Here is an 18607-nt window from a genome sequence, read left to right as displayed (position 1 = left end):
TTCCCCTCAGCGGATTTTCCGCAACAGCCTCTCCCGGTACGCGTCTAGGATGACCGCGAGCACGATGACAAGGCCAATCACGATCGGTTTGAAATTGTCGCCGACGCCGAGCAGCTGCAATCCGGTCGAGAGCACCTGCAGAATGCAGGCGCCGACCAGCGTGCCGATGATCGAGCCTTTGCCGCCGCTGAGGCTGGTGCCGCCGATGATGACGGCGGCGATCGCGTTGAGCTCGTAGCCGACGCCGGCGATCGGGCTTCCGATGTTGAGCCGCAACAGATAGACCATGGCCGCGATGCCGGCGGTCAGCCCGCTGATAGTGAAGGCGGCGACCGTGTAGAAATCCGGATTGTGACCCGACAGCCGCACCGCCTCGTCATTGGTGCCGACAGCGAAGATCATGCGGCCGAAGACGGTGAAGCGAAGCACGAACCAGCCGGCCGCGATCACCAGCACTGCCACCAGGAAGATCGACGGCAGGAAGCCGCCGATGATGAGGTTGCCGAAATCCACGAAGCTCTGCGGCAGGCCGGTGATGGTGGAATTGTCGCTGACGACGCGCGCGGCGCCCGCCGCCATGTTGAGCATGCCCAGCGTGACGATGAAGGAGGGGATCTTCCAGCGTGTCGAGATCCAGCCATTGAGGAAGCCGCAGGCTGCGCCCGTCGCCATGCAGGCGAGCAACGCCAGCGTGATGGCGACGGCCGGCGACAGGCTCTCGTTGATCATCACGGTGGCGCCGACCACGGTGCACAGCGCCAGCACCGAGCCGACCGAAAGGTCGATGCCGCCGGTGAGGATGACGAAGGTCATGCCGGCCGCCAGCACCGTGTTGATGGCGATCTGCACGAAGATCTTCAGCGCATTGCCGGAGGTGGCGAAATAGGGAGCGGTGGCCGAGAAGAACAGCGTGATCAGCACCAGCGCCAGGAGCACGCCGGCATCGCGCACGAGGAAGCGCAGGAATTTTGCCCGGCCTGGAGAAACAGGCGCCGCAACGGCTGCTTCGGTCGTCTCGCTCATGGCCGCACATACTCCTGATAGGCGAGCGACAGGATGCGCTCCTGGTCGAAGTCGGATCGCGCCACTTCGCCGACGATCCTGTTCCTGGAAAAGACGATGATGCGGTGGCACATGCCCATCAATTCAGGGAGATCGGAGGACACCATGATGATGCCTTTCCGCTGCGCCGCCAGCATCCACAGAAGCTGGTAGATTTCGCGCCGCGCGCCGATGTCGACGCCGCGCGTCGGCTCGTCGAGGATCAGCGTCGAGGTGCCGCGGAACAGCCATTTCGCCAGCACCACCTTCTGCTGGTTGCCGCCGGAGAGATTGCGCACCGCCTGCTCGATCGAGCTCGCCTTGACGCGCAGCTGGCCGACGAGATCGTTGGCGGCGGCAGCCTCCGTCCTTCGATTGAGCAGCCCGTTGCGCGAAACCTTGCTGAGATCGGTGATGGTGATGTTCTTGTCGACGGCCATGTCGAGCAGCAGGCCCTGGCCCTTGCGGTCCTCGGTAAGCAGGCTCAAGCCATGCCGCACCGCATCCTTCGGCGCTGTGATCGCCACCGGCTTGCCATCGATCTCGACGACGCCGTCGAGCTTCGGGTCGGCGCCGAACAGCGCGCGCATAGCCTCGGTGCGGCCGCTGCCGACAAGGCCGGCGACGCCGAGGATCTCGCCATGGCGCACGGCGAAGGAAATGTTCGGAGTGGAGGCGTCGCGCTTCAGATTGGCGACGCTGAGCGCGACTTTGCCGGGCACGATCGAGGCATCGAAACCGAATTCGTCGGCGATGTCGCGGCCGATCATCATGCGCACGATATCCGGCACGGAAAGGCCGTGAAGGTCGCGCGTTGCGACCACTCTGCCGTTGCGCAGCACCGTCACTCGGTCGCCGATCTCGAACACCTCATGCAGCCGGTGCGAGATGTAGATAATGGTGACGCCCTTGGCCTTCAGCCGCTTGATGATGGAAAACAGCCGCTCGATCTCCGGCGGCGTCAGCGTCGCCGTCGGCTCGTCGAGGACCAGAAGCTTCGAGTCGTAGCTCAGCGCCTTGGCGATCTCGACCAGCTGCATCTGCGCCACGCCCAGCGCCTCGACCCTGGTGCGCGGATCGATGTCGAGGCCGACTTCCTTGAGCAGCGCCACGGCGCGGCTGTTGAGCGCCTTGCGGTCGACGATGCCGAAGGCGCGGCGCGGCAGGCTTTCCAGCATCAGATTCTCGGCGATGCTGAGATAGGGCAGAAGATTGAGCTCCTGATGCACGATGCGGATGCCGCTCTGCTGCGCATCATGCGGCGTCTTCGGCTGGTAGGGCTCGCCGTTGAAGGCAATCCTGCCGGAGTCCGGCTGGTAGATGCCGGCCAAGAGCTTGATCAGCGTCGACTTGCCGGCGCCGTTCTCGCCCAGGATGATGTGGGTCTCGCCGCGCGCGATCGACAGCGACACGTCGCTCAGCGCGACGGCGCCGGGAAAGATTTTTCCGACCCCTTCAAGGGAGAGAATCGCATCCATGGGCGGTAGAAATCCTAAACCGTGCCCGTCGGCGACGATAGCGGCGCGGGCGCTCCGTCACCGCCGCCGGAATTGCCGGCGGCGGTGACGAGAGAGGCGAAGCCTGGCGCCGGAAGGGAGTGCCGGCGCGCGGACTCGCCTCATGCCGTGATCAGCTTGACGTCCGTCTTGACCCAGCCGGAGAATTTCTCGCCGGCCAGCTCGCGCAAACCATAATCGATGCCCATGGCCGCCATCTTCGCGCCATACTGCTCGACGGTGGCGAGCATCTTGCCTTCCTTCAGCAGCGGACCGACGGCCGGGATGTTGTCGAAGCCGACAACCTTGATCTGGCCGGACTTGCCGGCAGCGTCGATCGCCTTGACGACGCCGAGCGCCATGGAGTCGTTCGCCGCCATCACGCCCTGGATGTCGGGATGCTGGGTGAGGAAGTTGGTCATCAGCGTGTTGGCTTCTTCGGTCTCCCAATGCGCGGTCTTGGAGTCGAGCAGCTTCAGCTTGTACTCCTTCACCGAATCGTCGAAGCCGAGCTTGCGCTGCTTGGCATTGTCGGCCTCGGGATTGCCCTCGAGGATGACGACCTTGCCGCCCTTGCCCAGCGCCTTGCCGAGCGCGTCGCCGGCGAGCTTGGCGCCGGCGCGGTTGTCCGGACCGAAGAAGGCGAGGTCGATGCCGGCCTTCTTCTTGGCCTCGGCGTCGAGCGCGACGTCGATGTTGATGACCTTGATGCCGGCCTTCAGCGCCTTGGCGATCGGCGTGACCATGGCTTTCGAATCTGCCGGCGCCACAACGATGATGTTGTAGTTCTGGGTGATGAAGTTCTCGATGGCGTCGACCTGGGCGGCGAAGTCGCGCTCGTCCTTCATGCCGACTGCGGCGAAATCGAACTTGTCCTTGTTCTTGGCCGCATACTCCTCCGCACCGGCCTGCATCTGCTTGAAGAACTCATTGGCTAAAGACTTCATCACCAGGCCGACCTTCGGCTTGTCGGCGGCGAGGACCGGGCCGAGCGGCAGAGCCAGCGCGCCGGCGGCCAAGGCGCTGGTCTTCAGGAACTGGCGGCGTGAGAACGGGCCAAGCCCATGCGTGTTCGAAATCCTGCTCATGATCTCCTCCACTTGATTGAGCCGTAATCGGTTACGTAACCGATTACGTGGCAAAGTAGATTGCTATTTTATCAGATGTCAACGTCGAGGGTAAGGACGGGAGCGGCACCGGCGCCGAAGCTGCCGATCTCCCCTTGCGGGGGAGATGTCCGGCAGGACAGAGGGGGCGCGAAGGAACGCGGCCTATAACTTCCTCAATCCAAGGGCGGCGCCACCAGCGAGCGACGCGGCGCAGACCTGTGCCGCGCCCTACGAGCGTAGCGTGGTGCAGAATTCCGATATGCTTGCACTAGCCTGATCGAGCTAAAGAAACCGAATGCTGAGATGCCGGCGGGACAGCACCCCCCTCTGGCCTGCCAGCCATCTCCCCCGCAAGGGGGGAGATTACGCGTTTTGCGGTTTTCTTACCGCCAGCCCAGCGCCGGCGCGACGTGCTTCAGGATCGACTCGATGACATGGGCGTTGTAGTCGACGCCCAGCTGGTTGGGCACGGTGAGCAGCAGCGTGTCGGCCTCGGCGATCGCCTCGTCCTCCTTGAGTTGCTCGACCAGCTTGTCCGGTTCAGCGGCATAGGTGCGGCCGAACACGGCGCGCTTTTCCGGCTCGATATAACCAAAGTGGTCCTCGCCCTCGCTGCCGCCGAAATAGGCGCGGTCCATGTCGTTGACGAGAGCAAAAATGCTGCGGCTGACCGAGACGCGCGGCTCCCTGGCATGGCCTGCTTCCTTCCAGGCGGCGCGGTAGGCTCTTATCTGCTTGGCCTGCTGGACATGCAGCGGCTCGCCGGTCTCATCGAACTTCAGCGTCGAGCTTTGCAGATTCATGCCGAGCTTGGCCGCCCACACGGCGGTGGCGTCGGTGGCCGCGCCCCACCAGATGCGTTCGCGCAGGCCCGCCGAGAAGGGCTCGAGCCTCAACAGGCCGGGCGGGTTGGGGAACATCGGCCGCGGATTGGGCTGGGCAAAGCCTTCGCCGCGCAGCAGGTCGAGGAAGATCTCCGAATGCCGGCGCGCCATGTCGGCGTCGCTCTTGCCCTCTTCCGGCACGTAGCCGAAATAGCGCCAGCCGTCGATCACCTGCTCGGGCGAGCCGCGGCTGATGCCCAACTGCAGACGCCCGCCGGCAATCAGGTCGGCAGCACCCGCGTCCTCGGCCATATAGAGCGGGTTCTCGTAGCGCATATCGATGACGGCGGTGCCGAGCTCGATACGCTTGGTCTTGGCGCCGGCGGCGGCAAGCAACGGAAACGGCGAGGCGAGCTGCCGGGCAAAATGGTGGACGCGGTAATAGGCGCCGTCGGCGCCGAGTTCCTCGGCCGCGACCGCGAGGTCGATCGACTGCAGCAGCGCGTCTGCGCCCGAGCGCGTGCCCGATTGCGGCGAGGGCGACCAATGCCCGAACGACAGAAATCCGATTTTCTTCATTGGCTCCGTTCCTGCTGGAGCGGCCGTCGACCGCTTAAAACTTCTTGTTGCTCCAGCAGATAGCCAGGGCAGTGCCGCGATACAACGGACACCGAACGGATACAGTCCGTCAATGAGTTCATCGAAATGTCCGGTCCCGACCTCGCCTCACGCGGGACCAGATCGGATCATCTGCGGCATTTTCGCCGGCGCCGCAGCGCTGTATCGTTCTCACCGACCGATGATTCCCCAGCATTGGACGAAGCCTTGATGCATGGCCTGACACCTATATTTTCCACCGTGACGGCCTCGTTCCTGGCCTCCTTCGTCGAAGTGGTCGAAGCCTTCACCATCGTGCTCGCCGTCGGCGTGACGCGCAGCTGGCGCCCGGCGCTGACAGGCGCGGCGCTGGCGCTCGCCCTGCTGGCGGCGCTGGTGCTTGTTTTCGGGCCGCTTCTGGCGCTCGTCCCCATCACCGCCCTGCAATTCGTGGTCGGCGTGCTTTTGATCCTGTTCGGCATGCGCTGGCTGCGCAAGGCGATCCTGCGCAGCGTCGGCGTCATCGCACTGCATGACGAGGAGCAGGCTTTTTCCAAGGAGACGGCCGCCTTGCAGCGGCAGGCCAATGACCGCCGCGCCGACTATCGGGCGGCCGTCGCGTCGTTCAAGGCGGTGCTGCTCGAAGGCGTCGAAGTGGTGTTCATTGTCATCGCCGTCGGCGCCGCGCATGGGCAGACGCTTTATGCCGGCCTCGGCGCGCTGGCGGCCTTCCTGCTGGTGATGCTGATCGGCCTTGCCGTGCACCGGCCGCTGGCGCGTGTGCCCGAGAATGCGCTGAAATTCGTCGTCGGGCTGATGCTGACCAGCTTCGGCGTGTTCTGGACCGGCGAGGGCCTCGGCGCCGAATGGCCGGGCGCCGACCTCGCTCTGCTCGCCATCTTCGCCGTCATTGCCGTTACATCCTTCGCCATTATGCGCTGGTTGCGCGGCGCTTACCCGGCACCCGCCGAAGGGGTAGTCCGATGACCGTGATCCGTCTCGTCCTCAAGGAACTCGTCGGCATGTTCGTCGACGACGGCAGCCTTGCGTTGCTGGCGCTGATCCTGATCGCGCTGATCACCGCCGCGGTAAAGCTTCTGACGCTGCCGCCGCTCGTCGGCGGCTTCCTGCTTCTCGCCGGCTGCCTGGCAATTCTCCTGCAGAGCACCTGCCGCGCCGCGCGCGGCAAGGCGCGTTGATCGGCGTTCATTTTCTGGGAAATCAGCGCAAACGCAGGAGACTGGCGGAAGCTTCACAACCTCGTCATCCACGGGCGGAGCGACGCGAAGCGGAGCGCAGACCCGAGGATCCATTCCGTGACCTTGGTCGAGGAAAGCAGCGGAGCAGAATTCTGCATCGTGGCAACGCCTCGACGTCACGGAATGGATTCTATGGTCTGCGTGCGTCGCTTCGCTCCTTGCTCCGCCATAGAATGACGACCTGACAAGCGCGTCAGCCAATCTCCAACGTATGCCGCCTGCCAAGGCAGACAGAGCCGTCGGTCATTCTGTACCGGAAACTAATAGACCGTGAAAAGCGTCGGCAGGTCCCCGCTGAGACGCAAATATTCGACCGCCTCGATCACCGGAAACAAAGCCAGGAAATAGAGCCCGTCGCGAAACGTGTTCCGCAGCGCGCCCGTCGAGAACAGCCACTGCGCCTCGTCGCGGTAAAGCAGCGGATTCGGCCAGAAGGACGGCGTGCGTTCGGCGTAGACCGCGTAAGCCGGACCGAATTTGCCGGCGAGATATTCGGCCTCCTTGCGCGCGGTGAAGCGGAAGACGAGGAAGCTTGCCAGGCCGAGCATTCCAGCCGCCAGCACCGAACCGAACATCAGTCCGATGCCGGCCGTGCCGACAGTTGAAAAGAAATAGAGCGGGTTCCGGGTCATCGAGAACGGGCCGGACACGATCAGCTCGTCATTCTTCCTGCCACCGACGAAGAGGATGCTCCACAGCCGGCCGAGGAAGCAGATCAGCACCATCGCGAAGCCGATCGTCTCCACGACTTCGTGCCCGTCCGACCCTTCGGCCAGGGCCGGCTTGCTGAACAGGAGCAGGATGATGGCAAGCACGGCGGCCACCTGCACGACGATCAGCCGCTTGTGCTGGTCGAACGCTTTCGGCGCCGATTTGAGAGACGTGTAGGCCATTCCTTCTCACCGCTCCGGCGCCGGCAAGGGCACCAAGGCTTCTCTAGCTTCTCTGCCGCGTGATGGCGAGGCCCGGCGGATGTTTTTGGCCGACCTTACGAATTTGTAAGGGCGCGGACAGGCTGCGGTGAATTCGCCTGCCTAGCCTGACGATCGCCGCCGAACGCAATTTTTCGGGCGCGAATGGAAACGGAAATTGCGATGGCCGCAATCATTGAACACGACTCCGAATTGAACCGGGTTCCGGACGTCGCCATCGACTTCTGGCTGATCAAGATCATGGCGGTGACCATGGGCGAGACGGCGGCCGATTATCTCGCCGTCAATCTTGGCCTCGGCCTTACCGGCACGTCGCTCATCATGACCGGTGTTCTGATTGTCGCGATCGCCCTGCAATTCGCGCAGAAGCGCTACGTGCCCTGGGCCTACTGGCTCGCCGTGGCCCTGATCAGCATCGTCGGCACGTTGGTCACCGACAACATCGTCGACAATTTCGGCGTCCGGCTGGAGACGACGACGATCGTCTTCTCGGTCGCCCTCGCACTGACTTTCGCGGCCTGGTACGCCACCGAAAAGACCCTGTCGATCCACACCATCTTCACCACCAGGCGCGAAATTTTCTACTGGCTGGCGATCCTCTTCACCTTTTCGCTCGGCACCGCCGCCGGCGATCTGGTGGCCGAGCGCTTCGCCCTGGGCTATCTCGCCACCGGGCTCATCTTCGGCAGCCTGATCGCGGCGATCGCGTCTGCCTGGTTCTTCCTCGGCCTGAACGCCGTCCTCGCCTTCTGGCTCGCCTATATCCTGACCCGGCCGTTCGGCGCCTCCTTCGGCGACCTGCTCTCGCAGCCTGTCGAACACGGCGGCATGGGCTTCGGCACCACCTTCACCAGCCTGACCTTTCTCGGCTGCATCATGGCTATCATTCTCCATATGACGCTGAGAAAATTGATCGAAGAAGACGAGCAGGCGCTCCTCGACTAGGGCATGATGCCGAAAAGTGTGAGTGATTTGCGGCCGGGACTAGCTCCGTTTCGAAGAGAGAGCGCCTCTCGCAAAAATGTGTAGCGGTTTTCAGTCCGGAAATGCGTAAAAACAAAGAGATAGGACACCAGCCGAGAAAAGTCCCAGCCCGCGCTGCCGAGCCGGCGAGGCTGCGGCGGCAAGGATAGCACCGGGCAATGCGACTTCTGCTTGTTGAAGACGATCCGAGAACCGCCGACTATATCGTCAGGGGGCTGACCGAGGCCGGCCATGTCTGCGATTTGCTGCGCGACGGCCATGACGGGCTCTTCGCCGCGACTCGCAACGCCTATGACGTGATCGTGGCCGACCGCATGGTGCCCGGCCTCGACGGCCTGTCGATGATCAAGGCGGTGCGTGCCGCCGGCATCCGTACGCCGGCTATTTTCCTGACCTCGATCGGCGGCGTCGACGACCGGGTCGAGGGCCTCGAGGCGGGTGGCGACGACTATCTGGTCAAGCCGTTCGCCTTTTCCGAGCTGCTTGCCCGCATCCATGCGCTTGGCCGCCGGCCGGCGGCCCAGGAGCAGAAGACCAACTTACGCGTCGCCGATCTCGAAATGGACCTGATTCAGCGTCGCGTGACCAGGCAAGGCCAGCCGATCGATCTGCAGCCGCGCGAGTTCAGCCTGCTGGAAGTGCTGATGCGTGGCGAGGGCCGCGTCATCACCCGCACCATGCTCCTGGAGCGCGTCTGGGATTTTCACTTCGACCCCAAGACCAGCGTCGTGGAGACGCATATCAGCCGGCTCAGGGCCAAGGTCGACAGGCCGTTCGACGTGCCGCTGATCCACACCGTGCGCAACACCGGCTACAGCCTGCATGTCCCGGCCTGATCTTCCCTCCGCAATTGCGGGTCGGCCAACCGCCTCCGCGGTCACATGAGCGAGACGCGCTCCAGCCTGCTGCGCAGCACGCCGTTCAGGCTGGCCCTGTCCTTCGCCTTCCTGTTCCTGCTGGCTTTCATCCTGTCCGGCGCGATCGTCTATCAACTGATGAGCGCTTCGCTCGCCAGGCAGCTCGATCAGTCTATCAAGGAGACCTATTCGCTTATCGCCGCCACCTATGCCGAGAGCGATAAGGAGGATCTCGTCGCCACCGTCAGGGACCACGCCCAGTTCAGCCAGGACAAGGACGAAATCTTTTCCCTCACCGACAAGGACGGCAACCGCCTCGCCGGCGATTTCACCGCCACCAGCCTGCCGGACGGCTTCTCCATGTTCGCCGCCGACTTGCCGGGCGTGGCGCCCGATACCCAATATCGCGCCTATTCGGGCACGGTCGGCGACAACAAGCTGACGGTCGCCTTCTCGCTTTCGGAAACCGAGGATCTGGAAAGGATCGTGCTGATGAGCTTCGGCTGGGCCACGCTCTTCATTACCGTCTTGGCGGTCGGCGGCGGCGCCGTGCTTGCCTCGCGCGTCCAGCGCCGCCTCGACGGCATCGCCAACACCATGGTCGACGTCTCGCATGGGCGGCTCGATGCGCGCATTCCGCTGACCGGCAATGGCGACGACATCGACGCCGTCTCGGCCCAGGTGAATTCCGCGCTCGATCGCCTATCGGCCCTGGTCGATGGCATGCGGGAGGTAAGCGCCAACATCGCCCATGATCTCAAGACGCCGCTCAACCGGCTACAGATGATCCTGGAATCGGCCGCCGACAAGACGGTGTCGGGCGAGGATGTCTCGACCGAGCTGACCGACGCCCGTGCCGAAAGCCAGCAGATCAACAGCACCTTCGACGCCTTGCTGCGCATCGCCCAGATCGAGGCCGGCGCCCGCAAGGCACGCTTCGTCGATCTCAATGTGGGGCCGGTCGTCGAGACCATTGGCGAAGTCTATGCCGATGTCGCCGAGGACGACGGCAAGTCGCTGTCCACTGTGATCGTTCCGGGCACGAAATGGTATGTGCACGGCGACCGCGACCTGCTCATGCAGATGCTCGCCAATTTGGTCGAGAACGCGCTCAGGCATTGCCCGCCGGGCACCGCGATCGAGCTCTCGGTGACCGGCGGAGGCAGTCATGTGCTCATCCATGTCCGCGACAATGGCCCGGGGATTCCCGCCGAGGAGCGCGAAAAGGTGTTCCGTCGGCTGTACCGGCTCGATGCCAGCCGCACGACGCCCGGCAGCGGCCTGGGCCTCAGCCTAGTCAAGGCGGTGGCCGACCTGCATGGCGCCGCAATAACGCTCGAGGACCGCAATCCGGGTCTCGGCGTCACAATCAGCTTTCCGGCCGTCGCATCCGCCTGATCGTCCCGCTAACGCGATCCGCTACCGCGCCCCGCCCGCGCGGCGGAAATCGGAAGGCGACATGCCGGCGAGCTTGCGGAAGGACTTGTTGAAGGCGCTGAGCGAGCCGAAGCCCGAGTCCATGGCGACCCTCAGCACATTGGCGTCCTCATGCATCAGGAGCGCCTGGGCGTAGCTCAACCGCAGCAGGTTGACATATTCGTTGAGCGTCATGCCGGTCGATTTCTTGAACAGGCTCATGGCGTATTTGGGATGGATATCTGCGGCCGCGGCGATGGTCACAGAATCGATGTCGTAGAGGAAATTCTCGGCGATGAAATCGCACATGCGCCCGACATTACGCGAGGACTGCTGGTCGAAGGCATTGCCGGCGCCTTGCCCAGCCACCCTTTCCGGAACCAGCCGGTAAGGCTCGAAGCGTACCCGCTCGAGCCGAAGCAGCAGCTCGTTGACGGCGTGCTCGGTCCTGGCCGGATCGCCCGAGCGCGCATATTCGTTCCAGCGCTTGAAATTGTCGTCGTCCGACTGGTCGGTCGCGTTGGTCACCAGCGTCGCGCCGGTCATCAGCCGATGGCGTATGTCGGCCGGCAGGTGCAGGCGGAAGAAATGCACCAGCGGCAGATGCGCGCCGGCATAGACGGCGTCGTCGGAAAGATCGTCCATCTGGTGCGGCAAGCCGCCCCAGAACAGGCACATCTCGCCGGCCGAAAGCGAAATCTCGTGCTCGGCCATGCGGTAATGCACGCGGCCCTGCACGATGAAATTCACCTCCACCTGGGCGTGCCAGTGCGGCTTCAGCATCACCAACGGGTGGTTGTAAAACATCTGCAGCATGAGCGGCAGTCCTTCGACGCTGCTCGCGCCAGGCTGGTAGAACGGACGCTCCGGCATCTTACTTTCCGCCAACTTCTTATTCCCTCTGACGGCGACAAGCCTTCCGCGCCGCATAGTCTAGCCACGCTCACAGTGAGAGAGCAAATGAAATGGGAGGATTTCAATGCGCACTACACTGACCTGCGCCGCGCTTATGCTTGCCCTGGGTTCCGGCTCGGCCCTGGCGCAGTCCGGCGAGATCACCATCTGGAGCTGGAACATCGCCGCCTCGTCGCTGAAGGCGACGGTCGAGGGCTTCAACAAGAAATACCCCGACATCAAGGTCACGGTTCAGGACCTCGGCAACCAGCCCACCTATGACAAATCGATCGCCGGCTGCGCCGCCGGCGGCGTCGGCCTGCCCGATATCGTCTCGATCGAGAATGGCGAGGCGGAAAACTACTGGAGCCAGTTCCCGGACTGCTTCGTCGATTTGCACACGCTGGGTTACACGGCGGAAGACCAGAAGAAATTCCCCGATTTCAAGCGCACCGAGCTCGAAGTCGGCGACAAGGCCTACGCGATGCCATGGGATTCCGGCCCGGTCGCCGTCTTCTACCGCCGCGACTTCTACGAGAAGGCCGGTGTCGATCCCGCCTCGATCAAGACCTGGGACGATTTCATCGCCGCCGGCAAAAAGATCCAGGACGCCAATCCGGGCGTGTCGATGACCAATGCCGATTTCAACGGCGACACCGAATTCTTCCGCATGATCTCCAACGAGCAGGGCTGCGCCTATTTCGCCGAGGACGGCCAGTCGATCACCGTGGCCGAGCCGAAATGCGTCGATGCCATGACCAAGGTCAAGGAAATGAAGGACGCCGGCATCGTGTCGTCGGCCGACTGGTCGACCAAGATCACCAACAACACCGCCGGCACGGTCGCCAGCCAGGTCTATGGCGGCTGGTATGAAGGCACGATCCGTACCGAATCGCCGAAGGAGAGCGGCAAATGGGGCGTCTATCTGATGCCGAGCCTGACCGCCGACGGCCCGCGCGCCGCCAATCTCGGCGGCTCGTCCCTGGCCATCACCTCGGCCTCGAAGAACAAGGAAGCGGCCTACGCCTATCTGAAATATACGCTCGAGACCAATGAGGGCCAGATCACCATGCTGAAGGATTTCGGCCTGGTGCCGTCGCTGATCTCGGCGCTCGACGATCCTTACGTCTCGCAGCCGCAGCCCTATTGGGGCGGCCAGGCCGTGTGGAAAGATATCCTGGCCACGCTGCCCAAGGTGGTGCCGAGCCGCGGCACACAGTTCCAGAGCGACGCCGAGATCATCGTCCGCGCCGTGCAGACCAAATATCTGGCCAACGGCTATCCCGACGCCAAGGCCGCGCTCGACGACGCCGCCAAGCAGATCGCCGCCGCGACAGGTTTGCCGGTGAAGTAGGGCGCCGCCTCACCTTCTCCCCTTGTGGGAGAAGGTGGATTGGCGCGCAGCGCCAAGACGGTTGAGGGGTGTTCCAGCGGAGTGAGACGTTGGCGTTCCCTGGAACACCCTCATCCGGCCGCTTCGCGGCCACCCTCTCCCACCGGGGGAGAAGGGAAAGACAGACGAAAGGAGGAAGAATGCGCACCCAGAACGCCACCGCGTACCGCTTCCTCACGCCTTACCTTCTGATCTTCGCCATCTTCTGGATTTGGCCGATCATCTCTTCCTTCATCATCTCCTTCCAGGCGACCCGCACCGTGCCGTGGCGCTTCGCGCCGACCTTCAACTGGGGTCGCCTTATCGGCGACCCCGCCTTCTACAATGCGCTGAAGAACACGCTGCTGATCCTTGTCATCCAGGTGCCGGTGATGATTGCGCTGGCGATCGTCATGGCGGTGCTTCTGAACTCGCCGCTCCTGAAGGCCCGCGGCCTCTACCGCTTCGCTTTCTTCGCGCCCGTGGTGGTCGGCGAGGTCGCCTATTCGGCCGTCTTCCGGCTGATGTTCAGCCTCGATTTCGGCATCGTCAACAAGCTCCTGGAGAGCGTCGGCCTGGCCAAGATCGACTGGTTTTCCAACGTCACGCCGGCCATGGCGCTGATCATGATCGCGGTGACCTGGCGCTGGGCCGGCTACAACGCCATCATCATCCTGGCCGGCCTGCAGTCGATCCCAGAGGACGTCTACGAGGCCGCGACGCTCGACCGCGTCAGCAAGCTGAGGCAGTTCTTCTACATCACTTTGCCGCTGCTGAAGCCGGTCATCGTCTTTTGCGCCGTTCTGTCGATCATCGGCACCATGCAGCTCTTCACCGAGCCGTTCCTGATCACGGAGCGCGGCGGGCCGGGCGGCGGCACCGAGACGCTCGGGCTGCTGCTTTACCGCCAGGGTTTCCGCTCGCTCAATTTCGGCTACGCCTCGGCCGTCGCTTACACCATGGCCGGGCTCGCCATCGCCATCACCCTGGTGCAGCTCTGGCTGATGAGGGAACCGAAATGACTTCGCGCTCCCAAAGGCGGCTCGGGCGGAGCATTGCGCTGCATCTTTTCCTGACGCCGCTGGCGCTGGTCTGGCTGTTTCCGCTGTGGATGATGGTGGTGTTCTCCACCATGCCCGACAACGGCATCTTCAGCCCCGGCATCGAGCTCCTGCCGCACGACAATTTCCTCGACAATGTCGCCAACCTGCAGCGCGACACCAATTTCATCGGCGCCATCGGCATCTCGGTCTCGGTCGCGGTGACCTACACCGTGCTGTCGGTGCTGCTCACCTCGATGGCCGGCTGGGCGCTGGCGCGCTACGAGTTCCACGGCAAGGGCGCGGTCGTCGCCATCATCTTCGGCACCATCACGCTTCCCTATGCGGTGGTGCTGATCCCGCAATTCATCATGGTGGCGCGCGACTTCGCTTTGGCCAACACCTGGATCGCGCTGATCGTGCCGCCGCTGTTCAATTCGCTGGGCGTGCTCTTCATGCGCCAGGCTTTCTCGATGATGCCGGCCGAGCTGTTCGACGCCGCCCGCGTCGAAGGCGTCAAGGAATGGCGCATCTTCCTGTTCGTGGCGCTGCCGCTGGCCCGCCCGATGCTGGCGGCGCTCGCGATCATCCTCTTCCTCGCCTCGTGGAACAACTATCTCTGGCCGCTGCTGATCAACAGCCAGCCGGGCGCTATGACCGCGCCGGTGGCGCTCGGCACGCTGATCGGCCTGACCAAGGTTTCGTGGGGCGGCATCATGGCCGGCGCCGTCATGCTGACGGTGCCGATGCTCGTCGTCTTCGTGCTGTTGCAGCGTCATTTCATCGCCGGCATCGCCGCCGGCGCGGTCAAATAGGAAAGCGCGAGATGCCTCGCCCACCGGGACACAGAATGATCCACCCTAGCTACATCTCGCTCTAACATGGCGGCCGTCACCCTCACCAACGTCGTCAAACGCTTCGGCATCTTTGAAGTCGTCCACGGCGCCAACATCGACATCGCCGACGGCGAGTTCGTCGTCTTCGTCGGCCCCTCCGGCTGCGGCAAGTCCACGCTTCTGAGGATGATTGCCGGGCTGGAGGACATCAGCGGCGGCGACATCGCCATCGGCGGCAAGGTGATCAACGATGTCGAGCCGGCCGACCGCGGCATCGCCATGGTGTTCCAGTCCTACGCGCTCTATCCGCACATGACGGTCGAGCAGAACCTCAGCTTCGGTCTCAGGATGAACGGCAATCCGAAGGCCGACACCGAGCGCCGGGTGAAGCGAGCGGCGGAAATCCTGCGCATCGACGAATTGATGCAGCGCCGGCCGAAGCAATTATCCGGCGGCCAGCGCCAGCGCGTCGCCATCGGCCGCGCCATCGTGCGCGAGCCGCAGGTCTTCCTGTTCGACGAGCCGCTCTCCAATCTCGACGCCGAGCTCAGGGTCCAGATGCGGGTCGAGATCTCGCGCCTGCACAAGGAGCTCGGCGTCACCATGATCTATGTGACGCACGACCAGACCGAGGCGATGACGCTGGCCGACCGCATCGTCGTGCTCAAGGCCGGCAATGTCGAGCAGATCGGCGCGCCGCTCGATCTCTATGACGACCCGGCCAACCGTTTCGTCGCCGGCTTCATCGGCTCGCCGAAGATGAATTTCCTCAGCGCCAAGGTCGTCGAGACGACGAACAGCGCCGCGATTATCGAGCTCGCCCATCACGGCGGCGCCAGATTGCGCAAGCCGCTTTGCGAGACTTTTCCAGCCCTCGGCGCCGAGGTGGTGCTCGGCGTCAGGCCGGAGCATTTCTTCGAGGCCGGCGAGGGCGATTGCGACATCCCGGTCAAGGCCGATGTCGCCGAGCATCTCGGTTCCGTCAGCTACGTCTACGCCAACGCCGGACCCGAAGAGCTGATCGTCGAGCGCGAGGCCTCGCGCCAGCGCGCCAGCGGCGACCATTTCACGGTCTCGATCAAGACGGAACGGGCGCTGCTCTTCGACAAGGCGGGCGCAAGGATCCGCTGACCCGCAAATTATCTTTGCCGGCATGCCAGGCGTGGCGGCGACCATGGAGAATTCGACATGACATCTGGAAAAATCCGCTGGGGCATTCTCGGACCCGGCAGCATCGCCAAATCCTTTGCCGGCGGAGTGGCAGGGTCGCGCAACGGCGAACTGGCCGCGCTCGGAGCCCGCAATCCCGCCAAGCCGGGCTTGGCCCAGACCTTTCCGGGCGCGCGCATCCTCGACGGCTATGACGCGCTGCTCGCCGACAAAAACGTCGACGCGGTCTACATTTCGATCCCGCATCCCGGCCATGCCGAATGGGCGATCAAGGCGGCGGAAGCCGGCAAGCATGTCTTGTGCGAAAAGCCGCTGGCGCTGACTGCCTTCGAGGCCGACGCCATGATGCATGCGGCGCGTAAGGCCGGCACGTTTCTCGGCGAAGCCTTCATGTACCGGCTGCACCCGCAGACGTTGAAGCTGGTCGAGCTGATCAAATCGGGCGCCATCGGCGAGGTACGTATGATCAAGTCAAGCTTCGGCTTCGCCATGCCGGGCTTCATGCCCGAGCACCGGCTCTATGCCAATGACCTCGCCGGCGGCGGCATTCTCGATGTCGGCGGCTATCCGGTATCGATGGCGCGGCTGATCGCGGGCGCAGGGGCAGGTCAGCCCTTCCTCGAGCCCGTCAAGGTGGTGGGCGCTGCCCATCTCGGCCAGTCCGGTGTCGACGAGTGGGCCTCCGCGCTGCTCACCTTCGCCAACGGCATCGTCGCCGAGGTCTCCTGCAGCATTTCGCTCGACCAGGACAATGTGCTGCGCATCTTCGGCACCAAGGGCCAGATCGAGGTGCCCGATTTCTGGTTCGCCGGTGGCAACCGCGACGTCGGACCGGGCCGGATCGAGGTGATCCGGTCCGGGGCGGCTCGCGAGGTGATCAGCCTCGGCGAGACTCGCCACCTCTATTCCTTCGAGGTCGATGCCGCCGGCGAGGCGATCCTTGCCGGACGGCAGGAGTTCGCCTGGCCAGGCATGGGTTGGTCCGACAGCCTCGGCACGCTGCGCGTCCTCGACAAATGGCGCCACGCGGTCGGGCTGGAATATGACATCGAAAAGCCGGCTAAGCGCATCAACACCCTCTCCGGCCGACCGCTGCGGACCAACGGCACCGCCATCAGCAAGCGCGCCATCCCCGGCCTGCCGCGCGCAGTGTCGCTTCTGGCGCTCGGCTTCGAGGATTTCCGCACCTTCTCCTCCGGCTCCATCCTGCTCGACGCCTATTTCGAGGCTGGCGGCAATCTGTTCGACACCGGCTACGTCTATGCCGCCGGCTACACCGAGACGCTGCTTGGCCAATGGCTCAGGAATCGCGGCGTGCGCGAGCAGTCGGTGATCATCGCCAAGGGCGCGCATTCGCCGCTCTGTTATCCCGATGTGATTGCGAAGCAGCTGGCGCAGTCGCTTGACCGGCTGCAGACCGACCACGTCGACATCTATTTCATGCATCGCGACAATCCCGACGTGCCGGTCGGCGAATTCGTCGACGCGATGGACGCAGAGGCCAAGGCCGGCCGCATCCGCGGCCTATTCGGCGGCTCCAACTGGACGATGGAGCGCATGGACGAAGCGATCGCCTATGCCGAGAAGAACGGCAAGCAAAAGCCCGGCGCGCTCTCCAACAATTTCTCGCTGGCCGAGATGCTGGAGCCGATCTGGCCCGGCTGCGTCACCTCTTCCACGGATGACTGGAAAGCCTGGCTGACGGCAAGGCAGATGCCGAGCTTCGCCTGGTCGAGCCAGGGCCGAGGCTTTTTCACCGACCGCGCCGGCCGCGACCGGACCGAGAATGAGGAGCTGGTGCGGGTCTGGTATTCGGAAAAGAATTTCGGCCGCCGCGACCGCGCCATCGAACTGGCGCGCAAACTCGGCAAGAGCCCGATCCATGTCGCGCTCGCCTATGTCCTGGCGCAACCCTTCCCGTCGGTGCCGCTGATCGGCCCGCGCACGCTGGACGAGCTTGAAGACAGTCTTAGGGCGCTGGATATCAAGCTGACGTCGGAGGATGTGGCATGGCTGGATGAGGGGCCGGAGAGACGGAGGGCTTAGCGCTGACGCTGGAGATTAGCGAAACCCGCCGTGACGGCCAGGCAAGGCAGAGAGGGGTGCTGTCCCGCCGACCTCTCCAACCGGCTACAAGCTGAGGCAGCGTGACGACCTGGGCCAGGTAGCGTTCCGTCACACCCCCTCTGGCCTGCCGGCCATCTCCCCCGCAAGGGGGGAGATCGGCAGCTTCGTCGCCCGCCAACATCTCAGACCCCCGCCTACCGATCCAACCTTGTCGACAGAATAATCGACGACGACGTCCGCTCGACCCCATCCATCGCCCCAATCTTGTCGAGCAGCGCGTCGAGGTCGCGGATCGACGGCGCGTCGACGATGACGATCATGTCGAAATTGCCGCTCACCGAATGCACCGTGCGGACCGGGGGCATCGCCGCGAGGCTGCGCACCACGTTGTCGGCGAGCTTCGGCGTGACGGTGAGCAGCACATGCGCCTTGACCAGCCCTTGCTCATAATCGGGCGACAGCCTGACCCCATAGCCCGTGATGATGCCGCGCTGCTCCAGCCGCTCGATGCGGCTCTGCACCGTGGTGCGCGACACGCCGAGCTGGCGCGCGAGCTCGGCGGTCGAGGCGCGGGCATTGGCGCGCAACAAGGTAAGCAGCGCCTGTTCGGCTTCACTGATCATTTCGACGAAACCTTTCGGCATATCGCTCAAAGTTCAGCTTCATATTGCCAGATTCCACGCTTCCTTTCGACAGGCAAGCTGCGAGGATTC

At 63.9% G+C, this 18607-nt stretch carries 17 protein-coding genes; 10 read left to right on the top strand and 7 right to left on the bottom strand.

Translation table 11 applies throughout. The annotated features are described in order from the left end of the window. Positions 1-6: 6 nt before the first annotated feature. The 4 genes from LB553_RS18010 to LB553_RS17995 all read right to left on the bottom strand — a co-directional run bounded on the left by LB553_RS18010 (position 7) and on the right by LB553_RS17995 (position 5049). Positions 7-1023 carry an ABC transporter permease gene (locus LB553_RS18010; RefSeq protein WP_224515368.1) on the bottom strand — a complete coding sequence of 339 codons (1017 nt, stop codon included), beginning with the start codon at positions 1021-1023 and terminating at the stop codon, positions 7-9. Further along, a complete protein-coding gene (locus LB553_RS18005) occupies positions 1020-2519 on the bottom strand; it encodes a sugar ABC transporter ATP-binding protein (RefSeq protein WP_224515366.1) in 1500 nt (499 codons plus the stop codon). The genes LB553_RS18010 and LB553_RS18005 overlap by 4 nt, the downstream gene beginning before the upstream one ends. 140 nt (positions 2520-2659) lie before the next feature. Continuing rightward, positions 2660-3625, bottom strand: coding sequence for a sugar ABC transporter substrate-binding protein (locus tag LB553_RS18000; protein WP_224515365.1), 966 nt, complete (start codon positions 3623-3625; stop codon positions 2660-2662). A gap of 404 nt (positions 3626-4029) precedes the next feature. Continuing rightward, positions 4030-5049 carry an LLM class flavin-dependent oxidoreductase gene (locus tag LB553_RS17995; RefSeq protein WP_224515364.1) on the bottom strand — a complete coding sequence of 340 codons (1020 nt, stop codon included), beginning with the start codon at positions 5047-5049 and terminating at the stop codon, positions 4030-4032. A 249-nt stretch (positions 5050-5298) separates the two neighbouring features. Here LB553_RS17995 and LB553_RS17990 point away from each other — a divergent pair, with 249 nt between their 5' ends. Both LB553_RS17990 and LB553_RS17985 read left to right on the top strand, forming a co-directional pair. After that, positions 5299-6054 (top strand): COG4280 domain-containing protein, encoded by a 756-nt coding sequence (locus LB553_RS17990; protein WP_224515363.1) that lies wholly within the window; start codon positions 5299-5301, stop codon positions 6052-6054. Further along, positions 6051-6266 (top strand): hypothetical protein, encoded by a 216-nt coding sequence (locus tag LB553_RS17985; protein WP_224515362.1) that lies wholly within the window; start codon positions 6051-6053, stop codon positions 6264-6266. The genes LB553_RS17990 and LB553_RS17985 overlap by 4 nt, the downstream gene beginning before the upstream one ends. A 320-nt stretch (positions 6267-6586) precedes the next feature. Here LB553_RS17985 and LB553_RS17980 read toward each other — a convergent pair whose 3' ends face one another. After that, on the bottom strand, positions 6587-7219 hold the full coding sequence (locus LB553_RS17980; protein ID WP_224515361.1) for a methyltransferase family protein: 633 nt from the start codon (positions 7217-7219) through the stop codon (positions 6587-6589). Between the two features lie 201 nt (positions 7220-7420). On the opposite strand from LB553_RS17980, the gene LB553_RS17975 reads away from it, so the two are divergent. The 3 genes from LB553_RS17975 (at position 7421) to LB553_RS17965 (ending at position 10497) form a co-directional block, all read left to right on the top strand. Next, on the top strand, positions 7421-8203 hold the full coding sequence (locus LB553_RS17975) for a hypothetical protein (protein ID WP_224515360.1): 783 nt from the start codon (positions 7421-7423) through the stop codon (positions 8201-8203). Positions 8204-8400: 197 nt separating this feature from the next. After that, positions 8401-9078: a winged helix-turn-helix domain-containing protein gene (locus LB553_RS17970; protein WP_224515359.1), complete on the top strand. Its 678-nt coding sequence runs from the start codon at positions 8401-8403 to the stop codon at positions 9076-9078. A gap of 45 nt (positions 9079-9123) precedes the next feature. Next, positions 9124-10497, top strand: a complete 1374-nt coding sequence (locus tag LB553_RS17965) for a sensor histidine kinase (protein ID WP_224515357.1) — start codon at positions 9124-9126, stop codon at positions 10495-10497. Positions 10498-10518: 21 nt separating this feature from the next. Here the strand turns inward: LB553_RS17965 and LB553_RS17960 are convergent, their stop codons facing one another. After that, a complete protein-coding gene (locus LB553_RS17960; RefSeq protein WP_224515355.1) occupies positions 10519-11388 on the bottom strand; it encodes a helix-turn-helix domain-containing protein in 870 nt (289 codons plus the stop codon). Between the two features lie 106 nt (positions 11389-11494). On the opposite strand from LB553_RS17960, the gene LB553_RS17955 reads away from it, so the two are divergent. From LB553_RS17955 to LB553_RS17935, 5 genes are all read left to right on the top strand, one after another. Beyond that, on the top strand, positions 11495-12763 hold the full coding sequence (locus tag LB553_RS17955) for an ABC transporter substrate-binding protein (protein ID WP_224515352.1): 1269 nt from the start codon (positions 11495-11497) through the stop codon (positions 12761-12763). Between the two features lie 179 nt (positions 12764-12942). Beyond that, positions 12943-13803, top strand: coding sequence for a carbohydrate ABC transporter permease (locus tag LB553_RS17950; protein ID WP_224515350.1), 861 nt, complete (start codon positions 12943-12945; stop codon positions 13801-13803). Continuing rightward, complete coding sequence (locus LB553_RS17945) at positions 13800-14636, top strand: carbohydrate ABC transporter permease (RefSeq protein ID WP_224515348.1); 837 nt, start codon at positions 13800-13802, stop codon at positions 14634-14636. Before LB553_RS17950 ends, LB553_RS17945 begins: the two co-directional genes overlap by 4 nt. A 66-nt stretch (positions 14637-14702) precedes the next feature. Beyond that, entirely contained in the window at positions 14703-15788 is a 1086-nt protein-coding gene (locus LB553_RS17940) for an ABC transporter ATP-binding protein (protein ID WP_224515346.1), read from the top strand. 57 nt (positions 15789-15845) lie between these two features. Then, positions 15846-17873, top strand: coding sequence for an aldo/keto reductase (locus tag LB553_RS17935; RefSeq protein WP_224515344.1), 2028 nt, complete (start codon positions 15846-15848; stop codon positions 17871-17873). 215 nt (positions 17874-18088) lie between these two features. Here the strand turns inward: LB553_RS17935 and LB553_RS17930 are convergent, their stop codons facing one another. After that, positions 18089-18517 carry an Lrp/AsnC family transcriptional regulator gene (locus LB553_RS17930; protein WP_224515343.1) on the bottom strand — a complete coding sequence of 143 codons (429 nt, stop codon included), beginning with the start codon at positions 18515-18517 and terminating at the stop codon, positions 18089-18091. Between the last annotated feature and the right edge of the window lie 90 nt (positions 18518-18607).

Origin of the sequence: Mesorhizobium sp. CA8, assembly GCF_020164955.1 — a bacterium.
In the GTDB taxonomy this organism is placed as follows: domain Bacteria; phylum Pseudomonadota; class Alphaproteobacteria; order Rhizobiales; family Rhizobiaceae; genus Mesorhizobium.
This window is presented reverse-complemented; position numbering and strand designations above follow the sequence as displayed.

Coding starts and splice junctions, on each gene's coding strand:
- LB553_RS18010 (WP_224515368.1), bottom strand. CDS start 1,023: ATGAGCGAGACGACCGAAGCAGCCGTTGCGGCGCCTGTTTCTCCAGGC.
- LB553_RS18005 (WP_224515366.1), bottom strand. CDS start 2,519: ATGGATGCGATTCTCTCCCTTGAAGGGGTCGGAAAAATCTTTCCCGGC.
- LB553_RS18000 (WP_224515365.1), bottom strand. CDS start 3,625: ATGAGCAGGATTTCGAACACGCATGGGCTTGGCCCGTTCTCACGCCGC.
- LB553_RS17995 (WP_224515364.1), bottom strand. CDS start 5,049: ATGAAGAAAATCGGATTTCTGTCGTTCGGGCATTGGTCGCCCTCGCCG.
- LB553_RS17990 (WP_224515363.1), top strand. CDS start 5,299: ATGCATGGCCTGACACCTATATTTTCCACCGTGACGGCCTCGTTCCTG.
- LB553_RS17985 (WP_224515362.1), top strand. CDS start 6,051: ATGACCGTGATCCGTCTCGTCCTCAAGGAACTCGTCGGCATGTTCGTC.
- LB553_RS17980 (WP_224515361.1), bottom strand. CDS start 7,219: ATGGCCTACACGTCTCTCAAATCGGCGCCGAAAGCGTTCGACCAGCAC.
- LB553_RS17975 (WP_224515360.1), top strand. CDS start 7,421: ATGGCCGCAATCATTGAACACGACTCCGAATTGAACCGGGTTCCGGAC.
- LB553_RS17970 (WP_224515359.1), top strand. CDS start 8,401: ATGCGACTTCTGCTTGTTGAAGACGATCCGAGAACCGCCGACTATATC.
- LB553_RS17965 (WP_224515357.1), top strand. CDS start 9,124: ATGAGCGAGACGCGCTCCAGCCTGCTGCGCAGCACGCCGTTCAGGCTG.
- LB553_RS17960 (WP_224515355.1), bottom strand. CDS start 11,388: ATGCCGGAGCGTCCGTTCTACCAGCCTGGCGCGAGCAGCGTCGAAGGA.
- LB553_RS17955 (WP_224515352.1), top strand. CDS start 11,495: ATGCGCACTACACTGACCTGCGCCGCGCTTATGCTTGCCCTGGGTTCC.
- LB553_RS17950 (WP_224515350.1), top strand. CDS start 12,943: ATGCGCACCCAGAACGCCACCGCGTACCGCTTCCTCACGCCTTACCTT.
- LB553_RS17945 (WP_224515348.1), top strand. CDS start 13,800: ATGACTTCGCGCTCCCAAAGGCGGCTCGGGCGGAGCATTGCGCTGCAT.
- LB553_RS17940 (WP_224515346.1), top strand. CDS start 14,703: ATGGCGGCCGTCACCCTCACCAACGTCGTCAAACGCTTCGGCATCTTT.
- LB553_RS17935 (WP_224515344.1), top strand. CDS start 15,846: ATGACATCTGGAAAAATCCGCTGGGGCATTCTCGGACCCGGCAGCATC.
- LB553_RS17930 (WP_224515343.1), bottom strand. CDS start 18,517: ATGATCAGTGAAGCCGAACAGGCGCTGCTTACCTTGTTGCGCGCCAAT.